This window comes from Streptomyces sp. NPDC048417 (assembly GCF_040651615.1).
In the GTDB taxonomy this organism is placed as follows: Bacteria; Actinomycetota; Actinomycetes; order Streptomycetales; family Streptomycetaceae; genus Streptomyces.
Window position 1 is genome coordinate 79169 of the sequence record NZ_JBEZKI010000029.1, and the last position, 22341, is coordinate 101509.

A 22341-nucleotide genomic window follows, 5' to 3' on the forward strand; every position below is an offset into this window, starting at 1 on the left:
CATGACGGCAGACCCTGTAGCCACGAACAGCACCGGTGCTCAGCAGCGTCCGTACCGTGAGGTGACGGACGCCCGCGGCCGGGTGTACCGGATCGGGGAGACCGACCGGGACATCCTCGGCCACTCCCGCAACTTCATGGTGTATCTCCCGTGGGTGGCCATGATGGCCATCAGCGTCTTCGAGTACGCGTACGGCTCGGCGGAGGACACCCTGTCCCATGCGCACGGCTGGACGCAGTCCAACACCTTCTGGATCCTGAGCATCTGGGTGTTCTTCCAGGCCGGCATCGCCTTCCCGGCGGGCTGGCTGCGGGAGAAGGGCGTCCTGACCGCACGCCGGGCCATGTACACCGGGTCCGTGATGTGCCTGATCGGGTTCCTGGCGCTGTCGCACATCAGCGAGATCTGGCTGGCGATCATCGGCTTCGGTGTGATCGGCGGCCTCGGCTCCGGCCTGGTCTACGCGACCTGCATCAACATGGTCGGCAAGTGGTTCCCCGAACGCCGGGGCGCCCGCACGGGATTCGTCAACGGCGGCTTCGCCTACGGCTCGCTCCCCTTCATCTTCATCTTCAACTACGCCTTCGACACGGCCAACTACCACCGCGTCCTGGACCTCATCGGTGCCTACGTGATGGTCGTGGTGCTGGTCACCGCGTTCTTCTTCAAGGACCCGCCGAAGAACTGGTGGCCGGCCGACATCGACCCGCTCTCCCAGTCGGGCGACGCCAAGAGCGCCACGGCTCTCGCCAAGAACCCGCCCGCGGTACGGCAGTTCACCCCGAAGGAGGCGATCCGCACCGGCATGCTCCCGCTGATGTGGATCTCCATCGTGATGACGGCGGGCGTCTCGATCTTCGGTATCTCCTTCCAGGTGGACTTCGCCAAGGACGTCGGCTTCGGCCCGCTGGTCGCGGCCTCCTCGATGGGCGTGATGGCGGTCATCAACGGCATCGGCCGGGGCGTGGTGGGCTGGCTCTCCGACCGCCTGGGCCGCAAGCCGACGCTGGTCTTCGTCATCGTCGTGCTGGGCCTCGCCCAGTTCGGCGTGATCTGGGCCGGTGACGTCAAGAGCGAGTGGCTGTTCCTGTTCTTCGCCTTCCTCTCCGGCTTCGGCGGCGGCGCCTTCTACCCGCTCTTCGCCGCCCTCACCCCGGACTACTTCGGCGAGAACTACAACGCCACCAACTACGGCCTGGTCTACAGCGGCAAGCTCGTCAGCGGCCTGTTCGGCGGCGGCCTCGGCTCCATGGTGGTCGGCGCCTGGGGCTACAACGGCGCGTACGCCCTGGCCGGCGGCATCTCGATGCTGGCGGCGGCGGTGGCGCTGCTGCTCCGGCAGCCGGGCCGCGGCCCGGGCACGAGGACGAAGGTGAGCGCGGCACAGCCACAGACGGCGACCTGACGGCTGCGCGCTCTTCGTACCCCTTCGACGTGGGCTTGTTGAGTCCCGGACCGACGTCCGGGACTCGACCTTGGCCTTCTGGCTGCAGAACGGGCACTCCGCGGATATGAGGGGTGCCCTTCCTGGTTTCTGCCGAACGGCGGCATCAGCGCGGATCGAGAGCGCTGCGGGCGGCGTTGATGACGTTGTGGGCGTCAGCGCCGTGGACAGCGGACTCACGGAGGGTGTTCCAGACGCGGAGGTAGGTGGCCACGCTGTCGGCGTCATCGATCCAGAGTTCGGCGTGCCAGTCCTCAACGATCGCCAGACGTTCGTCGTAGACCCAGAAGCTGTTGCCCGGCCAGATCTTCAGGGAGGCAGTGAAGGGGATGATGCCGAGTTCGACAGTGTCGAGCCCGATGACGCTGGCCAGGTGGTGCAGCTGCGTCGCGAGGACGGACGGCGGGCAGATCAGGGAGTGCAGCGCCCCCTCCCAGACCATGATCCGGTACTTGCGACCGGGCCGGTAAAGCCCTTCCTGGCGCTGGATCCGGGCGCGTACGGCGTCCTCGGTGTCTCGCGGGGAGCGCATCAGGTCGGCGTGCCGGTTGAAGGTGTGCCGGGCGTAGTCCGGCGTCTGGAGCATGCCGGGGATGAGGACGTTCTCCCAGATGGTCAGGACATGGGAGCGCTCGTGCTCCACGGTCGCCGCGTCCTGGACGGCCCGGTGTCCGGCGGCAAGCTGCCGCCGCCAGGAGCGGATGTGCGACTCGAAGCCCCGGAGCCTGGCCAGAAGGTCGTCGTAGGACTCGGGCTGGCCGGTCCCGTCGGCCCAGGCCCGCAGGTCCTCGGCGGTGGCCGTCTGCCTACCGTTCTCCAGCTTGCTGATCTTTACCTTGGTCCAGCCCACGCCGAGCCGCTCGGCGAGCTGAGTACCGGTGAGCCGACCGTCCGGGCACGTGTACCGCAGCTCCCGGAGCCGCGTCCCGAGTGCCTCACGAGCCTGCTGGTAGTCCGTGCTCACCGGTACTCACCTGCCTTACCCCTTGACCTTCAAGCGCGCCGCGAACTCCCTGGACGGGGTGGCGTAGTGCTGGGCCACGTCGCGCAGACGGTTGTACTGGTTCACGCGTGCTGGCTCGGTGATGAGTTCAGCGCCCGTGAGGACGTCAGCGTCATCGAAGAGGCACAGGGCGACGATGTGCGAGTCGAAGATCCAGAAGTCCTCGTCGGGCAGGTTGACCCGCTTGGCGTCCTCGCGCCACATGTTCCGGACCTCTTCGCCGAGGGCCGCGTTGTACTCGGCATGCGCCAGGAGGTACTGCTGTCCGTCCGTCGGCGGGTTGTCGACGATCCGGACCCGCCCCACGTACGCCCCGCCCTGTGTCTTGGGGAGGATGGTGTGCGCCCATGGTGCGTCCATGTCCCACTTCGGCTCTTCGCCCCGGACGAACTGAGCGTAGGTGTCCTCTTCCTGGTCGACGGCGTAGCCCCTGCGCATCTCCAGGTGCCAGGCGCTGTGCTGGAAGTTCTCGAAGAGCCGGGCAAAGGTGGCCGGGTCGAGGATGCGCGGCTCGCTGTCGCGCTCCTTCGGCCCGAAGTCGATCAGGGTGTTACGCGGGACCACGATCGGAATCTCGTCCTCGTCCAGGTGCTGGAGCTGGGCGATGGAAGCCGGATCGGTGAGCCGGGGACCGTGCACGATGATCTCGCCCGTGTCGAGGTCCTCATGGATCGCGGGGCAGGAACCACCGCCGCTGCCAGTGCCGTTGAAGCGCAGTCGTCGCGCCATGACCAGTTCCTTCCCTCGAAGACTGATCCACCAAGCATCATGGTTACCAACGTCCCGTTCACGCGGTTCGGCTGGCCTTCGTGGATAACATCGCGTAACTCCGCCCCGATATCAAGAAACTTCGAGAAACTCTCGTAGCGCTCCCCAACGCCCGGTACCTAGCGTCCTGTTCATGGCTACGAAGAAAGTGCAGAACGTCACCGACACACAGGCCGCAGTCGAGGCACTCAGAGCCGCCCTGACCGAGGCCGGGATCGTCCTCCCCTCGCTGAGGGTCGATCCGGCGTCGCCCGGGTTGCAGCTGGTCGAGCTGGGACGGGTGCGCGTCGACGTCGCCGTCCGCCTCGCCAGTGTGCTCCGGCAGGGGACCCGCGAGTGACCGCCGAGGCGGAGCAGCGGCCCCTCGGCACCTTGGCCATCGACACCTTGGCCATCGACACCGCCCGCGACCAGCTCGGCTACGTCATAGGGCACGAGGGGCCGTACGTCCAGCTACGTCCCGTCGCCGGCGGGCGCGAGTGGGACGCCGACCCCGCTCACGTCCGGCGCGCCACGGACGAGGAGCGGCTGAGAGCCGTGACCGAGCGCACCCGCGCCCTGAACTCCTTCAGCAGCGGCGGCATCTTCTCGTGACCGCGCGCGCCCAGGACACCTCGACCATGTCCCCGGAATGCGCGCTGGCCCAGCGACGGGGGTACTCGGCCTGGCACGAGAAGTGCAGCCAGACCCAGGACATCCCGCTCCCCCACGGCCGAGGGATCCTGCTCATCCGCCGCTGCACCTGCCCCCACCACCGCTGTACGCCCGCCGGGTGACACCCCTCGCCTACGCCCCGAACTCCGCGTGAGGGTCGGGCCAATGGCACAATCGCCCTGCCCTCTACTGCCTCATCCACGGCGCACGAAGCGACCTCGGTGAGTCGGTCAGCGATCGAGTACACGCTGGAGCCATGCATGACGGCAGACCCCACCCGCGAAAGTCGCATCGACACGAGCCGGCCCCACCCGGCACGCGTCTACGACTGGCTGCTGGGCGGCAAGGACAACTATCCGGTTGATGAGGAGGTGGCGGCGAAGCTGCCACCGGAAGCGCGTCTCAACGCCATGCGCAACAGGGCGTTCATGCACCGCGCGGCGGCCTGGCTGGCCGGCAACGGCATCGACCAGTTCCTCGATATCGGTACGGGCATCCCGACCCGGCCGAACCTGCATCAGGTCGTGCAGGGCATAGTGCCGTCGGCGCGGATCGCCTACGCCGACAACGACCCCATCGTGCTGCGGCACGCGGAGGCTCTGCTCATCAGCAGTCCCGAGGGAAGCACCGACTACATCGAGGCCGACGTACGGAAGCCGGGAACCATCCTCGACCACGCCCGTACGTTCCTGGACTTCACCCGGCCCGTCGCGCTGTCGATGATCGCGCTGATGCACTTCATCACCGACGACGAGAACCCCTACGGACTGACGCGGACGCTTCTCGACGCGCTGCCCTCGGGCAGTTACCTCATGTTCTCCCACGGCACCACGGATGAGCACCCGCACCTCGTCAAGTCGGTGACCACGACCTACCGCAAGGGCGAGATCCCCCTGCGCATGCGTACGCGGGCCGAGATCGAGCCGTTCTTCGAGGGCCTGGAACTGGTGGCTCCAGGGCTGGTCACAGCGACCAAGTGGTACAAGGACTCACCGGCTCCCGCCCAGGAGCTGAGCGGCTTCTACGTCGGCGTCGCCCGCGTGCCGTAAGGACGTCCCCGCACCCGAGGGCAGGAGGCGGCCGACGACGGAGGGCTGCTCCTCGGAGTCAGCGGTGCGTTCCGATGCCCCCTGCTGTCAACGTGCGAACTTCTCGATGGCCGCCGGGGTGACGGGGGTGAAGAAGTTGACGAGGTTGCCGTCGGGGTCACGGAACAGCAGCGACCGGTTGCCCCAGGGCATCGTGGTGGGCTCGGTGACGACATCGGTGACGAAGCCGGTCAGGTTCTGGTGGACGCGGTCCACGTCGTCGACGCGGAACTCGGTGATCACGCTGTGGTTGGCCGCCGGGCGGGCGGAGCCCGGGGCGAACAGCGGGACGGTGCGGGTGCCGGCGATCGCGAGGGTGGCGTTGGGAGTCCTGAGTTCGGCGAAGTCCTCCGTGGCCCACTTCGCCTGCACCCCCGTGGCTCGCTCGTAGAACGCGACGAGGCGCGCGACGTCGCCGGTGATGATGCGGATCGAGACGAAGTCCATGGTGATCTCCTTGGCTGATGGGCAGCTGATGGGTTGCTGCACGTCGTAGGCTAGGAGAGATAGTGGACAGAATCCGTCCTGTATTCGCATTGGGCTCCGCACATGCCTCGACCCACCGGCCGCGTACTGACACTCCTGGAACTGCTGCAGTCGGGCGGCACCCGGACGGTGGCCGAACTCGCCGACCGGCTCGGCGTCGACGGGCGCACCGTGCGGCGGTACGTGGATCATCTGATCGACCTTGACGTGCCCGTGGAGTCGGTGCGCGGCCGCTACGGCGGGTACCGGCTCGCCCCCGGGTACCGTCTGCCTCCGCTCATGCTCAGCGACGACGAGGCGCTGGCCGTGCTGCTCGGCCTGATCGCCGGCCGCCGAGCAGGGTTGACGACGGCGGAGCGCACGGCGAGCGAGACGGTATCGGCCAAGATCCGGCGGGTACTGCCCAAGCACGTCGCCCGCCGGCTCGACACACTCCTGGAATCCCTCACCTTCACGGCTCAGCCCGGTGAGTTCGCCACCCCGGACGCCGGCGTCCTGCTCACCGTCGCCGACGCGGTACGCCACCGCCGGCCGGTCTCGATCAGATACACCGACCGCGACGGCCGGCGCAGCCAACGCACACTGCACGCATACGGGATCGTCGCCCATTCGGGCCGGTGGTACGTCACGGGCACGGACCCCGAGATCGGCGAGGACCGAACCTTCCGGCTCGACCGCATCGCGGACGCGAGGACCCTGCCCGGCTCGTTCGAGGCGCCCGCGGGTGCCGATCCGGCACAGCGCGTGCTGTCAGGGTTCGCCACGGCTGAGTACCGGCATGAGGTGACCTTGCGGATCCACGGGACCGTCGAGCAGATCCGCGCCCACCTTCCCGCCGGCGTCGCGAGCCTGGAGGAGCACGCGCCCACGGCGGACAAGGACCGGGCGGCCGAGCGCTGGCTGCGCGTCGAACTACGGGCGGAGCGGCTCGACTGGTTGCCTCCGGTACTCACCGCACTCGACCGGCCGTTCGTCATCGAGCGCCCCGATGAACTGCGCGGCCTCGTCATCGCGCTCGCCGATCGCCTCGCGTCCTACGCCCGCCAGGCCTGACAGTGCTGACTTCAGCCGGGTCTACCGACAGGGCGAGGCCGTCGGCGTCCTGGTTGCACGGGCACCGGGCCTCACAGTCGTCAGCGCATCAGGAGCCCGCGGAGCGTACGTGGACCGCGACGGCGCCTCCTGCCGATCGGTCGGTTCACCGCCGGCGGACCATACTCCTCCGGTCCTTGGGTTCGGACTTGCCGGCGGTGTTCGTCGGGGGCGTGCAGCGCCCGTACGACGGCGGGGCGTTCGCGCCGGCGGCTCGGTCAGGACTTCGCCCGCTCGTGGTACGAGCGCCGGGTGTGCTCGGTGTGTTCGCGCATCAGGCGGGTCGCCAGCTGTTCGTCGCGGGCCGTGATCGCCGCGATCAGCTCACGGTGTTCGATCCAGGACTGGTGGCCGCGCTGCCGGGCCACCGGCGTGTAGTACCAGCGGACCCGGCGGTCGACCTGGGCGGCGAGTTCGGCGAGGACCGTGTTGCCGGCCAGGTCCATGATCTTGGCGTGGAACGCGGCGTTCAGTGCGACGGCCCCGTCCACGTCGTCCGCGGCGACCGCCTTCTCACCCTCGGCGCAGAGGGATTCGAGGGCGGCCACTCCCGCGCTGCCCGCCTCGGCCGCCGCCAGCCGCGCCGCCTCGGCCTCCAACAGGGTGCGGACCGTGAGGAGTTGGTCGGCCTCGTCTTCGGTGGGTTCGTGGACGAACGCGCCCTGGGCGGGCCGGAGGTCGACCCAGCCCTCGGTGTTCAGCCGCTGCAGCGCCTCGCGCACCGGCTGCCGGGAGACACCGAGGTGACCGGCGAGTTCGCTCTCCACGAGGTGCTGGCCGGGCTGGAGGGCGCGGGTGGTGATGAGTTCGAGCAACGCCTCGTAGACGCGGTCGCGGAGCGGGCCGGGGCGTTCGAGCTTGGGCACCGCGCCCTGCGGCAGTCCGGCTGACAACATCGGGTCCCCCTTCGGCAGACACCCGGTTACGAGCGGACACTCAGTATCGATTGTCTTTCGTCTACAGTCTACGGCGCACAACTGCCAGGGGAAGCGCGAGTTGACCACGTCACACCGCGGAAGGCGCTCTCACGGACACCGCACGACCTGCCCCGCGTAGGACAGGTTGCCGCCGAAGCCGAACAGCAGGACCGAGTCGCCGCTGGAGATGCGCCCCTGCTCGACCAGCTTGGACAGCGCGAGCGGGATGCTCGCGGCCGAGGTGTTGCCCGATTCGGTGACGTCCCTGGCCACCACGGCGTTGACCGCGCCGATCTTCTGGGCGAGCGGCTCGATGATCCGCAGGTTGGCCTGGTGCAGGACGACGGCGGCGAGGTCGACGGGTCCACCCCGGCCTTCTCGCAGGCGCGGCGGGCGATGGGCGGCAACTGGGTGGTGGCCCAGCGGTAGACGCTCTGCCCCTCCTGCGCGAACCGCGGCGGGGTGCCCTCGATCCGTACGGCATGGCTCATCTCCGGCACCGAGCCCCACAGCACCGGCCCGATCCCGGGCTGCTCACCGGGCCCGCAGGCCTCGACCACGGCCGCGCCCGCCCCGTCGCCGACCAGCACGCACGTCGTACGGTCGGTCCAGTCCGTCACCTCGGACATCTTGTCGGCGCCGATGACCAGGGCCCGGGTGGCGGCCCCGGCCCGTACGGTGTGGTCGGCGGTGGCGAGCGCGTGGGTGAAGCCGGCGCAGACGACGTTGACGTCCATCGCGGCGGGCCGCGGAACGCCGAGCCGGGCGGCGACGCGCGCGGCGGTGTTCGGGGAGCGGTCGATCGCGGTGGAGGTGGCGACCAGCACCAGGTCGATGTCGCCGGGGGTGAGACCGGCGGCGGCCAGGGCCTTGGCCGCGGCGTGCGCGGCGAGTTCGTCGACGGGTTCGTCGGGCCCTGCGATGTGCCGGGTGCGGATGCCCACCCGGCTGCGGATCCACTCGTCACTGGTGTCCACCAGGCCCGCCAGGTCCTCGTTGGTGAGTACCTTGGCGGGCTGGTAGTGGCCGACGGCGGCGATGCGCGAGCCGTTCATGGGTGGTGGGTCCCCCTCGTTGCCTCGGTGTGGGCCCACCAGTCTGTTCAGTGACTCACGGGTACGACGGCACGTAAGGCCACAGGAAACGGGCGCCCGAGTTGTCGGCTTCTTGCAGACCCTCGGACGCCCGAACATTCTCCTGGTTCACCCGTTGAACAGCTGCGTCGCTTTCTGCACGAGTTCATACACTCCGTAGGCGAAGGGCGCGCCCACCCAGAGCCAGGCGACGGCGATCAGCCAGCGGCGGTCGGTCTCAGGCTGGCTGCTCTCGTTCGACATCGACGGCCTCCCTGGGGGCGGGGATGTGGTGGCGGACGTTGACGGGCCGGATCAGCTCGTTGGCGACGAACCCGATGACGAGCAGTCCGATCATGATGCCGAAGGACAGCGTGTACAGGTCGGCGCCGTGCTTGCCGGCGTCCTTCTGGTGGTCGGCGATCCAGTTGACGATCAGCGGCCCGAGCACACCGGCGAGGGACCAGGCGGTGAGCAGCCGGCCGTGGATCGCGCCGACCTGGTAGGTGCCGAAGAGGTCCTTCAGATAGGCGGGGACGGTGGCGAAGCCGCCGCCGTAGAAGGAGAGGACCACCAGCGCGCAGAGGATGAACAGCGGCTTGGAGGAGTCCCCGAACAGCGTGATGAGCAGGTACATCAGCGCGCCGACGCCGAGGTAGACGCGGTAGATGTTCTTGCGGCCGATCAGGTCGGAGGTGGACGACCAGCCGATGCGGCCCGCCATGTTGGCGGCGGACAGCAGGGCGACGAACCCGGCCGCCGCGGACACCGTCACCGGGGTGGAGCTGTCGGCGAAGAAGTCCGTGATCATCGGGGCGGCCTTCTCCAGGATGCCGATGCCCGCGGTCACGTTCATGCAGAGCACGACCCACAGGCACCAGAACTGCGGGGTGCGGATAGCGGTGTTCGCCGAGACCTGCACGCCCTCGAAGGCGCTCGGTGCGTCCGCTGTGTTTTCGCGGTCCTCGCTGCGCGGCACCCGGATCAGCAGCACGCCGAGGGTCATGAAGACGGCGTACGCCAGTCCGTGCACCAGGAAGGCGAGGGCGATGCCATCGTTGTCACTGCCGAAGGACGAGAGCATCTGCGCGGACCAGGGCGAGGCGATCAGCGCGCCGCCGCCGAAGCCCATGATGGCGATGCCGGTGGCCATGCCGGGCCGGTCCGGGAACCACTTGATCAGGGTGGAGACGGGCGAGATGTAGCCGATGCCGAGGCCGATGCCGCCGACGAAGCCGTAGCCGAGGACGATCAGCCAGTACTGCTTGGTCTCGGCGCCGAGCGCGGAGATCAGGAAGCCGGTGGAGAAGCAGACCAGGGCGACCGTCATGGCCCAGCGCGGTCCGTTGCGTTCGACGAGGGTGCCGCCGAACGCGGCCGACAGGCCGAGCATCACGATCGCGAGCTGGAAGGGCAGCGCGCTCTGGGTGCCGCTGAGGTTCAGCGCGGATTCGAGCGGCGGTTTGAAGACGCTCCAGGCGTAGGCCTGGCCGATGGAGAGGTGGACGGAGAGGGCGGCGGGCGGGACGAGCCAGCGGCTCCAGCCCGGCGGTGCTACAGGGGGGCTGCTCATGAGTCCCGAACGGTAGGGCCAGGCCAGGGTAGTTGAGAACCCAACGGCTCGATCGTATGCGATGAGCGGTATCCAGAATGCGGCGAACGGTCGCTGTCCGAACTCTTGTCGGGCCTGACTCCATACTGTAGACAATATTTCGTCGACATGATTCGGCCGACGGCCGGACCGCTTCCCACGACGACCCACGACCCGGTCTCCCCGAGGCCACCTCCGCGGTATCCCTCAAACCGAACGGAGTGTTCCGTGAAAGTCGCAGTCCTCGGCGCCGGTGCGATCGGCGCCTATGTCGGTGCCGCGCTCCACCGCGCGGGCGCCGATGTGCATCTCGTCGCCCGTGGACCGCATCTGGCGGCCATGAGGCAGTACGGAGTACGGGTGCTCAGCCCGCGCGGCGACTTCACCGCGCATGCCCACGCCACCGACGACCCGGCCGAGGTCGGCCCGGTCGACTACGTCTTCCTGGGCCTGAAGGCCAACTCGTACGCGGCGTGCGGGCCGCTGATCGAGCCGCTGCTGCACGAGCGTACGGCGGTGGTCGCCGCCCAGAACGGCATCCCCTGGTGGTACTTCCACCGGCACGGCGGCCCCCACGACGGCCACCGCGTCGAGAGCGTCGACCCGGGCGGCGCGGTCAGCGCCGTACTCGCTCCCGAACGCGCCGTCGGCTGTGTGGTCTACGCGGCCACCGAGCTGGAAGCCCCGGGCGTGGTACGGCACCTGGAAGGCACCCGGTTCTCGATCGGCGAGCCCGACCGCGGTGTGTCCGAGCGCTGTGTGCGGTTCAGCGAGGCCATGCAGACCGGCGGACTGAAGTGCCCGGTGGAGCCGGAGCTGCGCAACGACATCTGGCTCAAGCTGCTCGGCAACATCTCCTTCAACCCGATCAGCGCGCTGGCCCGGGCCACCATGCGGCAGATGTGCCTGCACGGCGGCACCCGCCAGGTCATCGAGATCATGATGCGCGAGACGCTCTCGGTCGCCGAGGCGCTCGGCTGCGAGGTCGGTGTCTCCATCGAACGCCGGCTCGCGGGCGCCGAGAAGGTCGGCGACCACCGCACCTCCACGCTCCAGGACCTGGAGCGCGGCAAGCCGCTGGAACTCGACGTGCTCCTCGCGGCCGTCGTCGAGCTGGCGGAGATCACCGGCGTGCAGGTGCCCACCCTGCGCACCGTGCACGCCATCTCGGACCTGCTCGCGCTGAGGAGCGCCGCATGAGGAAACGGCAGCAGAAGACCTACACCCGGCTCACCCACCCCCTGGTGCGGGACTCCCGTGACGAGCCGTTCCGGCGGGCGAGCTGGCAGGAGGCCCTGGAGCGCGCGGCCCGCGGCCTGGACCGCAACCGCGGGGCGTTCGGGCTGTTCTCCTGCGCCCGCGCCACCAACGAGATGAACTACGTGGCCCAGAAGTTCGCCCGGGTGGTGATGGGCACCAACAACGTCGACTCCTGCAACCGCACCTGCCACGCCCCGAGCGTCGCCGGTCTGTCGGCCGCGTTCGGCTCCGGCGGCGGCACGTCCTCGTACGAGGAGATCGAGCACACCGACGTCATCGTGATGTGGGGCTCCAACGCCCGATTCGCGCACCCGATCTTCTTCCAGCACGTGCTGAAGGGCATCAGGAACGGCGCCCGGATGTACGCCGTCGACCCGCGCCGCACCTCCACCGCCGAGTGGGCGGAGAGCTGGCTCGGGCTGAACGTCGGCACGGACATCCCGATGGCGCACGCGATCGGCCGGGAGATCATCCACGCGGGGCTGGCCAACGAGGCGTTCGTCGAGCGGGCGACGACCGGCTTCGAGGAGTACCGGGCGCTCGTCGAACCGTGGACGCTGTCGCTGGCGGAGAAGGTGACGGGCGTACCGGCCGCCGCCATCCGGGAGTTGGCGCACGCCTACGCCCGCGCCGAGCGCGCCCAGCTGTGCTGGACCCTCGGCATCACGGAGCACCACAACGGCACCGACAACGTTCGCGCCCTGATCAACCTCTCCCTGCTCACCGGCCAGGTGGGCCGCTACGGCGCCGGGTTGCAGCCGCTGCGCGGCCAGAACAACGTGCAGGGCGGCGGCGACATGGGCGCGATCCCCAACCGCCTCCCCGGCTTCCAGGACATCCTCGACCCGGAGTCCCGGCTGAAGTTCGAGTCGGCCTGGGACACGGTCATCCAGCCGCACTACGGGCTGAACCTCACCGAGATGTTCGAGGCGATGGAGGAGGGCACGCTCAAGGCGGTCTACTGCATCGGCGAGAACCCGGCCCAGTCGGAGGCCGACAGCGAGCAGGCGATCCGCCGGCTGGGGGCCCTCGACTTCCTGGTCGTCCAGGACATCTTCCTGACCAGGACGGCCGAGTTGGCGGACGTCGTACTGCCCGCGACCGCCGGCTGGGCGGAGACCGAGGGGACGACCACCAACAGCGAACGGCGGGTGCAGCGGGTGCGCCGGGCCGTGACCCCGCCCGGCGAGGCCCGCGAGGACATCGACATCCTCTGCGACCTCGCCACCCGCCTCGGCCACGACTGGAAGTACGCCGACGCCCAGGCCGTCTGGAACGAGCTGCGGTCGGTCTCCCCGGACCACTACGGGATGACGTACGACCGGCTCGCCGAGCACCAGGGCATCCAGTGGCCGTGCCCCAGTACCGAGCGCCTCGAACCGGCCTATCTGCACGGCAGGTTGTGGGAGAAGGACCCGGCACGGCGCGGGACGCCGGCCCCCTTCGGACTGGTCCGGCACGATCCGCCGGTCGACCTCACCGACGAGGAGTACCCCGTCCGGCTCACCACCGGGCGGCGGCTGGACTCCTACAACACCGGGGTCCAGAGCGGCGGTTACGCCTCCCCGCTGCGGCGCGGCGAGTACATCGAGCTGTGCCCGGAGGACGCCGAGCGGTACGGGGTCGTCGTCGGCGAGGAGGTTCAGGTGTCCTCGCGGCGGGGCTCGGTCGTGGCCCCCGTCTGGATCGACACCGCCCTGCGCCCCGGTCTCGCCTTCATGACCATGCACTTCCCCGACGAGGTGGACACCAACCAGCTGACGATCGAGGCCAACTGCCCGATCGCGGGGACGGCGGAGTTCAAGGCGTCGGCGATCCGTATCGAGAAGCTCCCGGTCGCGACCATCGTGAGGTGACCCAGGTGGACCTGCACTTCGGCGACAGCAAACCGACGGACGAGGAACGGGCGGCCGTCGACGCCCTGCTCGGCCCTCCGGAGTCCTCCTGGGAGGGCGCCGACCGCTCTGACATGGATCTTCGCTGGGCGCGCGGCGGGCGCCCCGCCCGGGACCGCCGCGACCTGCTGTTGCCGGGGCTGCACGCGCTCAACGACCGCGTCGGCTGGATCAGCGAGGGCGCCCTCGACTATCTGTGCCGCCGCCTGACGGTCCCGCCGGCCGAGGCCTACGGCGTGGCCACCTTCTACGCGATGTTCTCCGTCGGGCCCCGCCCGGCGAGCGTCCTGCACGTCTGCACGGACCTGGCGTGCACGGCGGCCGGGGCGACGGAACTGTGCGCGGGCGTCGAAGCGGGTCTCGGCCCGGGGGTGCACCTGGAACGCAGTCCCTGCCTGGGCCTGTGCGAGCGCGCTCCGGCCGCCCTCGCGATCCGGGCCGGGGACCCGGTGCGTACGGCGGTGGCGGCCCCGGCGACGGTCAGGACGGCCGTCCTCGCGGCCACCGCGCCCGACTCGGCCCCCGAGGAGCCGCCGGCCGCGGCGTCCGTACCGCAGGCGGGACAGGAAGGTCTGACCCTGTTGAAGCGGGTGGGTGTGGTCGACCCGTCCTCGCTCGACGACTACCGCGCCCACGGCGGCTACACCGCCCTGCGCCAGGCCTTCGCCCTCGGGCCCGCCGGGGTCATCCGCGAGGTCACCGACTCCGGCCTGGTCGGACGCGGTGGCGCCGCCTTCCCCACCGGCCGCAAATGGCAGGCCACGGCGTCCCAGCCGGACCGCCCGCACTACCTCGTCTGCAACGCCGACGAATCCGAGCCGGGCACCTTCAAGGACCGCGTGCTCATGGAGGGCGACCCGTACGCGCTGGTGGAGGCGATGACCGTCGCGGCGTACGCGATCGGCGCGCACCGGGGTTTCCTGTACATCCGCGGTGAGTATCCGCGCGCGACACGGCGGATACAGCACGCGGTCGACCAGGCGCGCGCCCGTGGCTTCCTCGGCGACGACATCCTCGGTCAGGGCTTCACCTTCGACATCGAGATCCGGCGCGGTGCGGGGGCGTACATCTGCGGTGAGGAGACGGCCCTGTTCAACTCCATCGAGGGGTACCGGGGCGAGCCGCGCTCGAAGCCGCCGTTCCCGGTGGAGAAGGGGCTGTTCGGCAGACCGACGGTCGAGAACAACGTGGAGACGCTGGTCAACGTGCTGCCGATCCTGACCATGGGCGCCCCGGCGTACGCGGCGATCGGGACCACCAGGTCCACCGGACCCAAGCTGTTCTGCGTGTCGGGGAGCGTGGCCCGCCCCGGTGTCTACGAGCTCCCCTTCGGTGCCACGCTCGGCGAGCTGCTGCAACTCGCCGGAGTCCGGGACGACTTGCGGGCGGTGCTGCTCGGCGGGGCGGCGGGCGGCTTCGTACGGCCGGACGAACTCGGCATCCCGCTGACCTTCGAGGGCACCAGGGAGGCGGGCACCACGCTCGGCTCCGGTGTCGTCATGGCCTTCGACGGCACCGTGCCGCTGCCCCGGCTCCTGCTCCGCATCGCGGAGTTCTTCCGGGACGAGTCCTGCGGGCAGTGTGTCCCGTGCCGGGTGGGGACGGCCCGGCAGGAGGAGGCGCTGCACCGGATCGCCGAGCGCACCGGCGCCGACGCGGCCGATGACGTCGCGCTGCTGCGCGAGGTCGGCCGGGCGATGCGGGACGCCTCGATCTGCGGTCTCGGCCAGACCGCGTGGAACGCCGTGGAATCCGCCATCGACCGTCTGGGGGCGTACCGATGACCGTCACACCGCTGGGGATCCCGCGCCGGCTGCTGGAGTTCACGCTCGACGACCGGGAGGCCCGGGTTCCCGAGGGCTCGACGATCCTGGACGCCTGCCGGGCGGCCGGGAAGGACGTCCCGACGCTGTGCGAGGGCGACACCCTGCGCCCGAAGAACGCCTGCCGGGTGTGCATGGTCGAGGTGGAGGGGTCCCGGACCCTGGTGCCCGCCTGCTCCCGGAAGGCCGAGCCGGGGATGGTGGTACGCACCGGCACCGAGCGCGTCCGGCACAGCCGCAGGATCGTCCTGGAGCTGCTGGCCTCCTCGGTGGACCTGTCGACGACCCCGCGGGTCGCCGAGTGGATCAAGGAGTACGAGGCGAAACCTGACCGCTTCGGCCCCGACGCGGCCCGCCTGGACGAGGAACCCAGGGTCGACAACGATCTGTATGTGCGCGACTACGACAAGTGCATCCTCTGCTACAAGTGCGTGGACGCCTGCGGCGACCAGTGGCAGAACAGCTTCGCGATCTCGGTCGCCGGGCGGGGCTTCGACGCCCGGATCGCCGTGGAGCACGACGCCCCGCTGACCGACTCGGCCTGTGTCTACTGCGGGAACTGTGTGGAGGTGTGTCCGACCGGGGCGCTGTCGTTCAAGTCGGAGTTCGACATGCGGGCGGCGGGCACCTGGGACGAGTCCCGGCAGACGGAGACGACCACGGTGTGCGCGTACTGCGGTGTGGGCTGCAACCTCACCCTGCACGTGCAGGACAATGAGATAGTCAAGGTCACCTCGCCGCACGACAACCCGGTGACCCACGGCAACCTCTGCATCAAGGGCCGTTTCGGCTACCAGCACGTACAGAACCGGGGCTGATCAGACCATGGGACGAGTCACGGAACGACGCAAGGTCATCCGCATCCGCGACGGAGCGGTCTCCGCCCGGCCGGACACGCTCGTCGCCGAGGAACCGCTGGAGATCAGACTCAACGGGAAACCCCTGGCCATCACCATGCGCACGCCCGGCGACGACTTCGCGCTGGCGGCCGGGTTCCTGGTGAGCGAGGGGGTGCTGGCGACCGCCGACGACCTGCAGAACATCGTGTACTGCGCCGGGGCGACGGTGGACGGATCCAACACCTACAACGTGGTCGATGTACGGACCTCGCCGGGCGTCCGGCTCCCGGACTTCACCCTGGAGCGGAACGTCTACACCTCCTCGTCCTGCGGGCTGTGCGGCAAGGCCAGCCTCGACGCGGTGCGTACGACGGCTCGCTGGCCGATCGCCGACACTCCCCCGGTCCGGGTCGGACCCGAGCTGCTCGCGAGCCTCCCCGACCGGCTCCGCGCGGCCCAGCGGGTGTTCGACCGGACCGGGGGGCTGCACGCGGCGGCCCTGTTCACCGAGAAAGGGGAGATGCTGGACCTGCGGGAGGACGTGGGCCGGCACAACGCGGTCGACAAACTGGTCGGCCGGGCTCTGCAGAACGGCGACCTGCCGCTGTCCCGCACGATCCTCCTCGTCTCCGGGCGGGCCTCCTTCGAGCTGGCGCAGAAGGCGGTGATGGCGGGCATTCCGCTGCTGGCGGCGGTCTCCGCGCCGTCCTCGCTGGCGGTGGACCTGGCGGCGGAGACCGGGCTGACCCTGGTCGGCTTCCTGCGGGGCGCCAACATGAACGTGTACGCGGGCGAGGACCGTATCGCCCTGCGGGCCGCGGCCGCCCAGGGCTGACCGGCTCCCCCGCGGCACGGCGGCGGGGCCCCGACCGGCGGGGAGCGCCCCCTGCGCCGCAGGGGCCCCGTCTCAGTCGGGCACCGCGACGCCCGCCGCGGCCTCGGCGAACGCGGCGATCAGCGGGGAGCGGCGGCCGGCCGCCCAGGCCAGCAGCACCCGGTCGGGATCGGCGTCGGCGACCGGGACGTAGGCGATGTCCGGGCGGGAGTACTGCTCGGCGACCGAGTGCGGCACCAGGGTGATGCCGGTGCCGGCGGCCACGCGCTCGAACTTCTCCTCGATGGTGCGCAGCGGCAGGTCGCCGGGGAGGGGATCGTTGTAGCGCAGCCATCGCTCGCCGTCGAGGTCGGTGAGCGCGATCTCCGGTTTCCCGGCGAGCCGGTGCTCGGCCGGGAGCATGGCCACGCGGGGCTCGCTGTACAGGGGGCGCAGTTCCAGTCCGTCCTCCCGGACGGGCCGCCGTACGTAGGCGATGTCGACGGTGCCGTCGAGGACGAGCCGCTCCTGGTCGTCCCACTCGACCCGGCGGGCGCCCGCCTCGACGTCCGGGTGGGTCGCGGCGAAGGCACGCAGCGCGGGGGTGACGACGACACCGGCGCGGAAGCCGACGACCAGCCGCCGTCGGCCGCGGGCTGCCTGCAGGACGCGGCGCCGGGTTCCGTCGGCCGTGGCCAGCAACTGGTGGGCGTCGTCGAGGAGTTGGTGTCCGGCGGCGGTCAAGGTGACGCCGTGGCTGTCCCGTACGAACAGCTCGGCGCCCAAGTCCTTCTCCAGCGCGCGGATCTGGCGGCTGAGCACCGGCTGGGCGATGTGCAGCAGCTCGGCCGCCCGGCCGAAGTGCAGGAGCTCGGCGACCGCCGTGAAGTAACGGATCTTGCGCAGATCCAGATCCATGCCCGCACCTCCTGGCCAGTGACGGCGATGCCTTCAGGGTATCGCCACCTCCGGAAGAGGTCTTGGACGGCCGATGCCGCCGGGCCGCAGGCTGGAAGCGTCCGAACGGGACGGAACAGCAGCTTGGAGAGGAGCCGGCCATGGGTCTGCAGGGACAGCGTGTCGTCGTCATCGGAGGTACGTCGGGCATCGGGCTCGCGGTCGCCGAGGGAGCGGCACGGGAGGGCGCGCGGGTGGTCGTCGCCTCGCGCCGTCAGGAGAGCGTGGACGCGGCGCTGAAGGTGCTGCCCGAGGACGCCGAGGGTCAGGTGCTGGACGCCACCGACGAGGACGCGGTGCGCGGCTTCTTCGCGCGGCTCGGCGGATACGACCACCTGGTGTTCACGGCGGGTGAGTCGCTGCTGCTGGAGACCGTGGCCGAGACGAGCGTCGGGGCGGCCCGGCGTTTTCTGGACACCCGGCTGTTCGGTGCGTACACGGCGGTGAAGTACGGCGCCGGGTCGATCCGCCCGGGCGGATCGGTGGTGCTGACCACGGGTACGGCCGGACAGCGGCCGATGCCGGGGTCGAGCGTCGCGTCGGCACTGTGCGGGGCGATGGAGGCGCTGACCCGGGCGCTGGCCGTGGAGCTGGCGCCGGTGCGGGTCAACGTGGTGTCGCCGGGAGTGGTGCGGACCGAGCTGTGGCGGGAGCTGCCGGAGGCGGACCGGGACGGTCTCTTCCGGTCGTCCGCCGAGTCGCTGCCGGTGGGGCGGGTCGGCGAGCCGGCGGATGTGGCGGAGGCGTACCTGTACCTGATGCGTGGGGGGTACAGCACCGGGTCCGTGGTGGTCGTGGACGGGGGCGGGTCGCTGGTCTGAGCGGTCAGGCCGGGGTGAGGCGTACGTCGGCGGCGGTCACAACCGTGCCCAGGCGCGGGAAGTCGAGCCGGACGGACGCCTCGTGCTCGGCGCCGGTGAAGGCGGCCATGGCGTCCGCCACGAAGACGAGGTCGTAGCCGAGGTCGGCGGCGGCGCGGGCGGTGGACTCGACGCCGAGGTTGGTGGCGATGCCGCCGAACACCAGGCGGGTGACGCCGAGCCGGCGCAGCCGGGCGTCGAGTTCCGTGCCCTGGAAGCCGCCGATCGTGCGCTTGACGATCTCCAGGTCCCCTTCTCTGCGGAGTCCGGCCACCAGTTGGCTGCCCGGCGGCTGCTCGGCGAGCGCGGGCCGTTCCACCCGGAGCAGCACCACGGGTGCGCCGGCCGCGCGGAAGGAGTGCGCCAGCTGCTCGGCGGCGTGCAGGACTTCGGTGCCCTTGCGGGGCTCCAGGGGCAGCGCGACGATGCGGTCCATCAGGTCGACGAGGACGAGAGCGGTGCGCGCCGGGTCGAGCGCCAGGGGTGCGGTCATGACGGAACGTTAGCCGTCATCAGCCGTCCGTACCGGAAATCCGGATCAACAGGCCCGTGAACTGGTCGCGTTCGGCAGCCGACGACACCGGTGACCGGGTTCCGGGCCGGCCTCGGAGAGTCCGTGCCGCGCGCCGGCCGCTCAGCGGCCGGAGGTCCCGGTGCCGACGGCCGACCGTGACTCCGCCGCGGCGGCGGGCGGGGGCACGGCGTCCTCCTCCTGGGCCTCCGGGTCGTGGGCGCGGCGCTTGGCGATGACCGCGCACACCATGAGCTGCATCTGGTGGAAGAGCATCAGCGGCAGCACGGCCAGCGAGGCGTGGGCGCCGAACAGGACGCTGGCCATGGGCAGTCCGGAGGCGAGGGACTTCTTCGACCCGGCGAACTGGATGGCGATCCGGTCCCCGCGGCCGAAGCCCAGCGCCTTCGCGCCGTACCAGGTCAGGACGAGCATCACGGCGAGCAGCACCGCCTCCACGGCGAGGAGTCCGGCCAGCCGGACGGCGCTGACCTGGTGCCAGATGCCCCGGACCATGCCCTCGCTGAACGCGGTGTAGACGACCAGCAGGATCGAGCCGCGGTCGACCAGGCCGAGGATCTTCTTGTGCCGGGCGATGAACTCCCCGATCCACCGGCGCAGCAGCTGTCCGGCGACGAACGGCACCAGCAGCTGGAGGACGATCTTGACGATCGAGTCGGCGGAGAAGCCGCCCCCGTTGCCGCCGAGCAGTGCGGCGGCGAGCAGCGGGGTGAGGACGATGCCGATCAGCGAGGAGAAGGATCCGGCGCAGATCGCGGCGGGCACGTTGCCCCGGGCGATCGAGGTGAAGGCGATCGACGACTGGATGGTCGAGGGCACCAGGGTGAGGAAGAGGAACCCCTGGTAGAGCGGATGGGTGAGCAGCACGGGCACCAGGCCGCGGGCGGCCAGGCCGAGCACGGGGAAGATCACGAAGGTGCAGACCAGGACCGTGACATGGAGCCGCCAGTGCCGCAGTCCGTCGACGGCCTCGCGGGTGGAGAGCCGGGCGCCGTAGAGGAAGAAGAGAAAGGCGATCGCGGCCGTGGAGGCGCCCGAGGCCACGTCGGCGGCGGTGTCCCGGGCCGGGAGGAGCGCGGCGACGCATACCGTCCCCAGCAACAGCAGGACGTACGGGTCGATCGGCATCCAACTGGGCCAGCTCAGGCGTTTCACGGTGCTCCACTTGCGGTCGGTCAACGAGGTCGGGCCGACGCGTACGCCGGGCTCTCGCCGGTGGCCGGAAGGCCCCTCTCCATCGTCCTCCTCCGCCAGGTGATCGGGAATCCGGCATACCGCTCTGACTGCCATCGCGTTCCGCGATAACATGTTCGAGTGTATGACCCTTCGCAGTTGCGGACCTTCCTCGCGGTGGCCCAGACCCTCAGCTTCACCCAGGCAGCCCGCCGCCTGGGACTACGCCAGTCGACGGTCAGCCAGCACGTGCGCCGGCTGGAGGACGCGGCCGGCCGCCAGCTGTTCTCCCGGGACACCCACACGGTGGAACTGACCGAGGACGGCGAGGCGATGCTCGGCTTCGCCCGCCGGATCCTGGAGGTGCACGAGCAGGCGGCGGCCTTCTTCACCGGGACCAGGGTGCGCGGCCGGCTCCGGTTCGGCGCGTCGGAGGACTTCGTCCTCACCCGGCTGCCGGAGATCCTGGAGGGCTTCCGCTCCGACCATCCCGAGGTCGACCTGGAGCTGACGGTGGAGCTGTCGGGCACCCTGCACGAGCAGCTGGCCGCCGGGAAGCTGGACCTGGTGCTGGCGAAGCGGCGCGCGGAGGATCCGCTGGGTGAGCTGGTCTGGCACGACGACCTGGTGTGGATCGGTGCGGAGCGGCTCCGGCTGGACCCCGACCGCCCGGTCCCGCTGATCGTCTACCCCCCGCCGGGCATCACCCGCGCCCTGGCCCTGGAGGCGCTGGAACGCCAGGGCCGCGAGTGGCGCATCGTCTGCACCAGCGGCAGCCTCAACGGCCTGATCGCGGCGGCGCGGGCGGGCCTGGGCGTGATGGCCCACTCGAAGGGCCTGGTCCCGCCGGGGCTGTTCCGCGTCCCGGACCGGGCGGGCCTCCCGGAACTGGGCAGGATCGACTTCGTACTCGTGCACGGCCACCGGCGCTCACCGGCGCAGTCGGCGGCGGACGCGCTGGCGGCGGCGATCCTCCGGGGCGGCGAGCGCCTGCACCGAAGGAGCTGACCGGCACGGCGCCGCCTCGGCGAGGCACGCCTCACCACACCTCCTGGTACGTCAGCTGCTTGACCCTGCGCAGAAACGGCGTGGCCTCCACGTGCTGCACTCCCTCCAGCCGTCCGAGCGGTCCGCTCAGGTAGGCGTAGAGACCGGCCGTGTTCCGCACCACCGCGGTGACGACGACGTGCGAGGGCCCGGCGGTGGCCGCCGCGAATGCCACCTCGTCGTGCCCTGCGAGGGCCTCCCCGACGGAGTGCATCGCGGACGGCGCGGTGGTGATCCACAGCACCGCGGCCGTGCCGTACCCGAGGACCTCGGAGCGGTACTCGATGTCGATGTACACCGCCCCGGAGGCGATCAGCGCGGCCAGCCGGCGCTTCACCGCCGACTCGGACCGCCCGGTCGCCCGCTGCAACTCCGGGTAGGTCGCCCGGCCGTCCCGTTCCAGCGCGGCGAGCAGCGGCGCGTCCTCGGGGTCCAGGCGAGCCGGCCCGTCGCCCCCGGGCGCCGGCGGGCGCAGGGCGGCGACCTGGTCGTCCGTCAGCGCCCCGAACTTCCGCAGCCAGCCGGACGGCCCGCCGTAGAAGCGGTGCAGAAGCTGCTGGGCACGGATCTCCACCACGCTGGGGGTGCGCGGCAGTTTGCCGAGCAGCAGGTCGTCGTGGTCGCCGGGGTGGCGCGGGCGGGTCATACAGGCGATCTCGGTGCCGCCGGAGGCCAGCCCGATCCAGGCGGTGTCGGGGCGCTTGGCGAGGGCCTCGGCGATGACGGTGGCACCGTCGGGCGCGCAGCGCAGCCGGAGCATCCACTGGTCCTGGCCGAGCCGTTCGGCGTCCCGGACCGCGACCACCCGCAGTCCGGCCTCGGCGCACAGTCTGCGGTAGCGGCGGGCGATCGTCTGGTCGGAGACGCCGAGCACCGCCCCGATCCGGCTGAAGGAGGCCCGGCCGTCGACCTCCAGCGCGCTGAGCAACCGCAGGTCCAGCTCGTCGAACGTGTCGGATTCCAGCGCCAGCACGGCCTCTCCCATCGGATTCCGCCGATCACCCTCGTTCCACCGCCCTGATCGG

General features: G+C 70.6%; 23 protein-coding genes and 1 pseudogene. 13 read left to right on the forward strand and 11 right to left on the reverse strand.

The window, feature by feature from the left end:
* Position 1: 1 nt before the first annotated feature.
* Positions 2-1405 carry an OFA family MFS transporter gene (locus AB0D59_RS37580; protein ID WP_362575251.1) on the forward strand — a complete coding sequence of 468 codons (1404 nt, stop codon included), beginning with the start codon at positions 2-4 and terminating at the stop codon, positions 1403-1405.
* Positions 1406-1550: 145 nt separating this feature from the next.
* On the opposite strand, the gene AB0D59_RS37585 is transcribed toward AB0D59_RS37580, so the two are convergent.
* Both AB0D59_RS37585 and AB0D59_RS37590 read right to left on the reverse strand, forming a co-directional pair.
* Positions 1551-2408 carry a helix-turn-helix transcriptional regulator gene (locus AB0D59_RS37585; protein WP_362575253.1) on the reverse strand — a complete coding sequence of 286 codons (858 nt, stop codon included), beginning with the start codon at positions 2406-2408 and terminating at the stop codon, positions 1551-1553.
* Positions 2409-2423: 15 nt separating this feature from the next.
* Positions 2424-3176: a DUF6879 family protein gene (locus AB0D59_RS37590; RefSeq protein WP_362575255.1), complete on the reverse strand. Its 753-nt coding sequence runs from the start codon at positions 3174-3176 to the stop codon at positions 2424-2426.
* Positions 3177-3348: 172 nt separating this feature from the next.
* Here AB0D59_RS37590 and AB0D59_RS37595 point away from each other — a divergent pair, with 172 nt between their 5' ends.
* The 4 genes from AB0D59_RS37595 (at position 3349) to AB0D59_RS37610 (ending at position 4918) form a co-directional block, all read left to right on the forward strand.
* Positions 3349-3555, forward strand: a complete 207-nt coding sequence (locus tag AB0D59_RS37595) for a hypothetical protein (protein ID WP_362575257.1) — start codon at positions 3349-3351, stop codon at positions 3553-3555.
* A 32-nt stretch (positions 3556-3587) separates the two neighbouring features.
* On the forward strand, positions 3588-3809 hold the full coding sequence (locus tag AB0D59_RS37600; protein WP_362575375.1) for a hypothetical protein: 222 nt from the start codon (positions 3588-3590) through the stop codon (positions 3807-3809).
* The gene (locus tag AB0D59_RS37605; protein ID WP_362575259.1) at positions 3806-3991 is read left to right on the forward strand and encodes a hypothetical protein; all 186 of its coding nucleotides are present in this window, start codon (positions 3806-3808) and stop codon (positions 3989-3991) included. Before AB0D59_RS37600 ends, AB0D59_RS37605 begins: the two co-directional genes overlap by 4 nt.
* 138 nt (positions 3992-4129) lie before the next feature.
* Positions 4130-4918 (forward strand): SAM-dependent methyltransferase, encoded by a 789-nt coding sequence (locus AB0D59_RS37610; protein ID WP_362575261.1) that lies wholly within the window; start codon positions 4130-4132, stop codon positions 4916-4918.
* Between the two features lie 87 nt (positions 4919-5005).
* Here the strand turns inward: AB0D59_RS37610 and AB0D59_RS37615 are convergent, their stop codons facing one another.
* The gene (locus tag AB0D59_RS37615) at positions 5006-5404 is read right to left on the reverse strand and encodes a VOC family protein (RefSeq protein WP_362575263.1); all 399 of its coding nucleotides are present in this window, start codon (positions 5402-5404) and stop codon (positions 5006-5008) included.
* 102 nt (positions 5405-5506) lie between these two features.
* On the opposite strand from AB0D59_RS37615, the gene AB0D59_RS37620 reads away from it, so the two are divergent.
* Positions 5507-6496, forward strand: a complete 990-nt coding sequence (locus AB0D59_RS37620) for a YafY family protein (protein WP_362575265.1) — start codon at positions 5507-5509, stop codon at positions 6494-6496.
* Between the two features lie 257 nt (positions 6497-6753).
* Here AB0D59_RS37620 and AB0D59_RS37625 read toward each other — a convergent pair whose 3' ends face one another.
* The 4 genes and pseudogenes from AB0D59_RS37625 to AB0D59_RS37640 all read right to left on the reverse strand — a co-directional run bounded on the left by AB0D59_RS37625 (position 6754) and on the right by AB0D59_RS37640 (position 10098).
* Positions 6754-7431: a GntR family transcriptional regulator gene (locus AB0D59_RS37625; RefSeq protein WP_362575267.1), complete on the reverse strand. Its 678-nt coding sequence runs from the start codon at positions 7429-7431 to the stop codon at positions 6754-6756.
* A gap of 129 nt (positions 7432-7560) precedes the next feature.
* Positions 7561-8507, reverse strand: a pseudogene (locus AB0D59_RS37630) (beta-ketoacyl-ACP synthase III).
* Between the two features lie 147 nt (positions 8508-8654).
* Positions 8655-8789 (reverse strand): hypothetical protein, encoded by a 135-nt coding sequence (locus AB0D59_RS37635; RefSeq protein ID WP_351699133.1) that lies wholly within the window; start codon positions 8787-8789, stop codon positions 8655-8657.
* Positions 8764-10098 carry an OFA family MFS transporter gene (locus AB0D59_RS37640; protein WP_362575269.1) on the reverse strand — a complete coding sequence of 445 codons (1335 nt, stop codon included), beginning with the start codon at positions 10096-10098 and terminating at the stop codon, positions 8764-8766. Before AB0D59_RS37640 ends, AB0D59_RS37635 begins: the two co-directional genes overlap by 26 nt.
* Before the next feature lie 246 nt (positions 10099-10344).
* Between AB0D59_RS37640 and AB0D59_RS37645 the strand changes: the two genes are divergently transcribed.
* Genes AB0D59_RS37645 through fdhD form a run of 5 tightly spaced genes read left to right on the forward strand, consistent with a single transcriptional unit; the run spans position 10345 to position 16768 of the window.
* A complete protein-coding gene (locus tag AB0D59_RS37645; protein WP_362575271.1) occupies positions 10345-11316 on the forward strand; it encodes a 2-dehydropantoate 2-reductase in 972 nt (323 codons plus the stop codon).
* Positions 11313-13232, forward strand: a complete 1920-nt coding sequence (locus tag AB0D59_RS37650; RefSeq protein WP_362575273.1) for a molybdopterin-dependent oxidoreductase — start codon at positions 11313-11315, stop codon at positions 13230-13232. The genes AB0D59_RS37645 and AB0D59_RS37650 overlap by 4 nt, the downstream gene beginning before the upstream one ends.
* Positions 13233-13237: 5 nt before the next feature.
* Positions 13238-15055: an NADH-ubiquinone oxidoreductase-F iron-sulfur binding region domain-containing protein gene (locus AB0D59_RS37655; protein ID WP_362575377.1), complete on the forward strand. Its 1818-nt coding sequence runs from the start codon at positions 13238-13240 to the stop codon at positions 15053-15055.
* The gene (locus AB0D59_RS37660) at positions 15052-15912 is read left to right on the forward strand and encodes a 2Fe-2S iron-sulfur cluster-binding protein (protein WP_362575275.1); all 861 of its coding nucleotides are present in this window, start codon (positions 15052-15054) and stop codon (positions 15910-15912) included. The genes AB0D59_RS37655 and AB0D59_RS37660 overlap by 4 nt, the downstream gene beginning before the upstream one ends.
* Positions 15913-15919: 7 nt before the next feature.
* The gene (gene fdhD, locus AB0D59_RS37665; protein ID WP_362575277.1) at positions 15920-16768 is read left to right on the forward strand and encodes a formate dehydrogenase accessory sulfurtransferase FdhD; all 849 of its coding nucleotides are present in this window, start codon (positions 15920-15922) and stop codon (positions 16766-16768) included.
* Positions 16769-16840: 72 nt separating this feature from the next.
* Here fdhD and AB0D59_RS37670 read toward each other — a convergent pair whose 3' ends face one another.
* Entirely contained in the window at positions 16841-17665 is an 825-nt protein-coding gene (locus AB0D59_RS37670) for a LysR substrate-binding domain-containing protein (RefSeq protein ID WP_362575279.1), read from the reverse strand.
* 140 nt (positions 17666-17805) lie between these two features.
* Here AB0D59_RS37670 and AB0D59_RS37675 point away from each other — a divergent pair, with 140 nt between their 5' ends.
* On the forward strand, positions 17806-18525 hold the full coding sequence (locus AB0D59_RS37675) for an SDR family oxidoreductase (RefSeq protein ID WP_351730450.1): 720 nt from the start codon (positions 17806-17808) through the stop codon (positions 18523-18525).
* Between the two features lie 4 nt (positions 18526-18529).
* Here the strand turns inward: AB0D59_RS37675 and AB0D59_RS37680 are convergent, their stop codons facing one another.
* On the reverse strand, positions 18530-19057 hold the full coding sequence (locus AB0D59_RS37680; protein WP_362575281.1) for an isochorismatase family protein: 528 nt from the start codon (positions 19055-19057) through the stop codon (positions 18530-18532).
* 141 nt (positions 19058-19198) lie between these two features.
* Entirely contained in the window at positions 19199-20251 is a 1053-nt protein-coding gene (locus tag AB0D59_RS37685; RefSeq protein ID WP_362575283.1) for a bile acid:sodium symporter family protein, read from the reverse strand.
* 159 nt (positions 20252-20410) lie between these two features.
* Here AB0D59_RS37685 and AB0D59_RS37690 point away from each other — a divergent pair, with 159 nt between their 5' ends.
* A complete protein-coding gene (locus AB0D59_RS37690; RefSeq protein WP_362575285.1) occupies positions 20411-21277 on the forward strand; it encodes a LysR substrate-binding domain-containing protein in 867 nt (288 codons plus the stop codon).
* Between the two features lie 31 nt (positions 21278-21308).
* On the opposite strand, the gene AB0D59_RS37695 is transcribed toward AB0D59_RS37690, so the two are convergent.
* A complete protein-coding gene (locus tag AB0D59_RS37695) occupies positions 21309-22301 on the reverse strand; it encodes an AsnC family transcriptional regulator (protein ID WP_362575287.1) in 993 nt (330 codons plus the stop codon).
* Between the last annotated feature and the right edge of the window lie 40 nt (positions 22302-22341).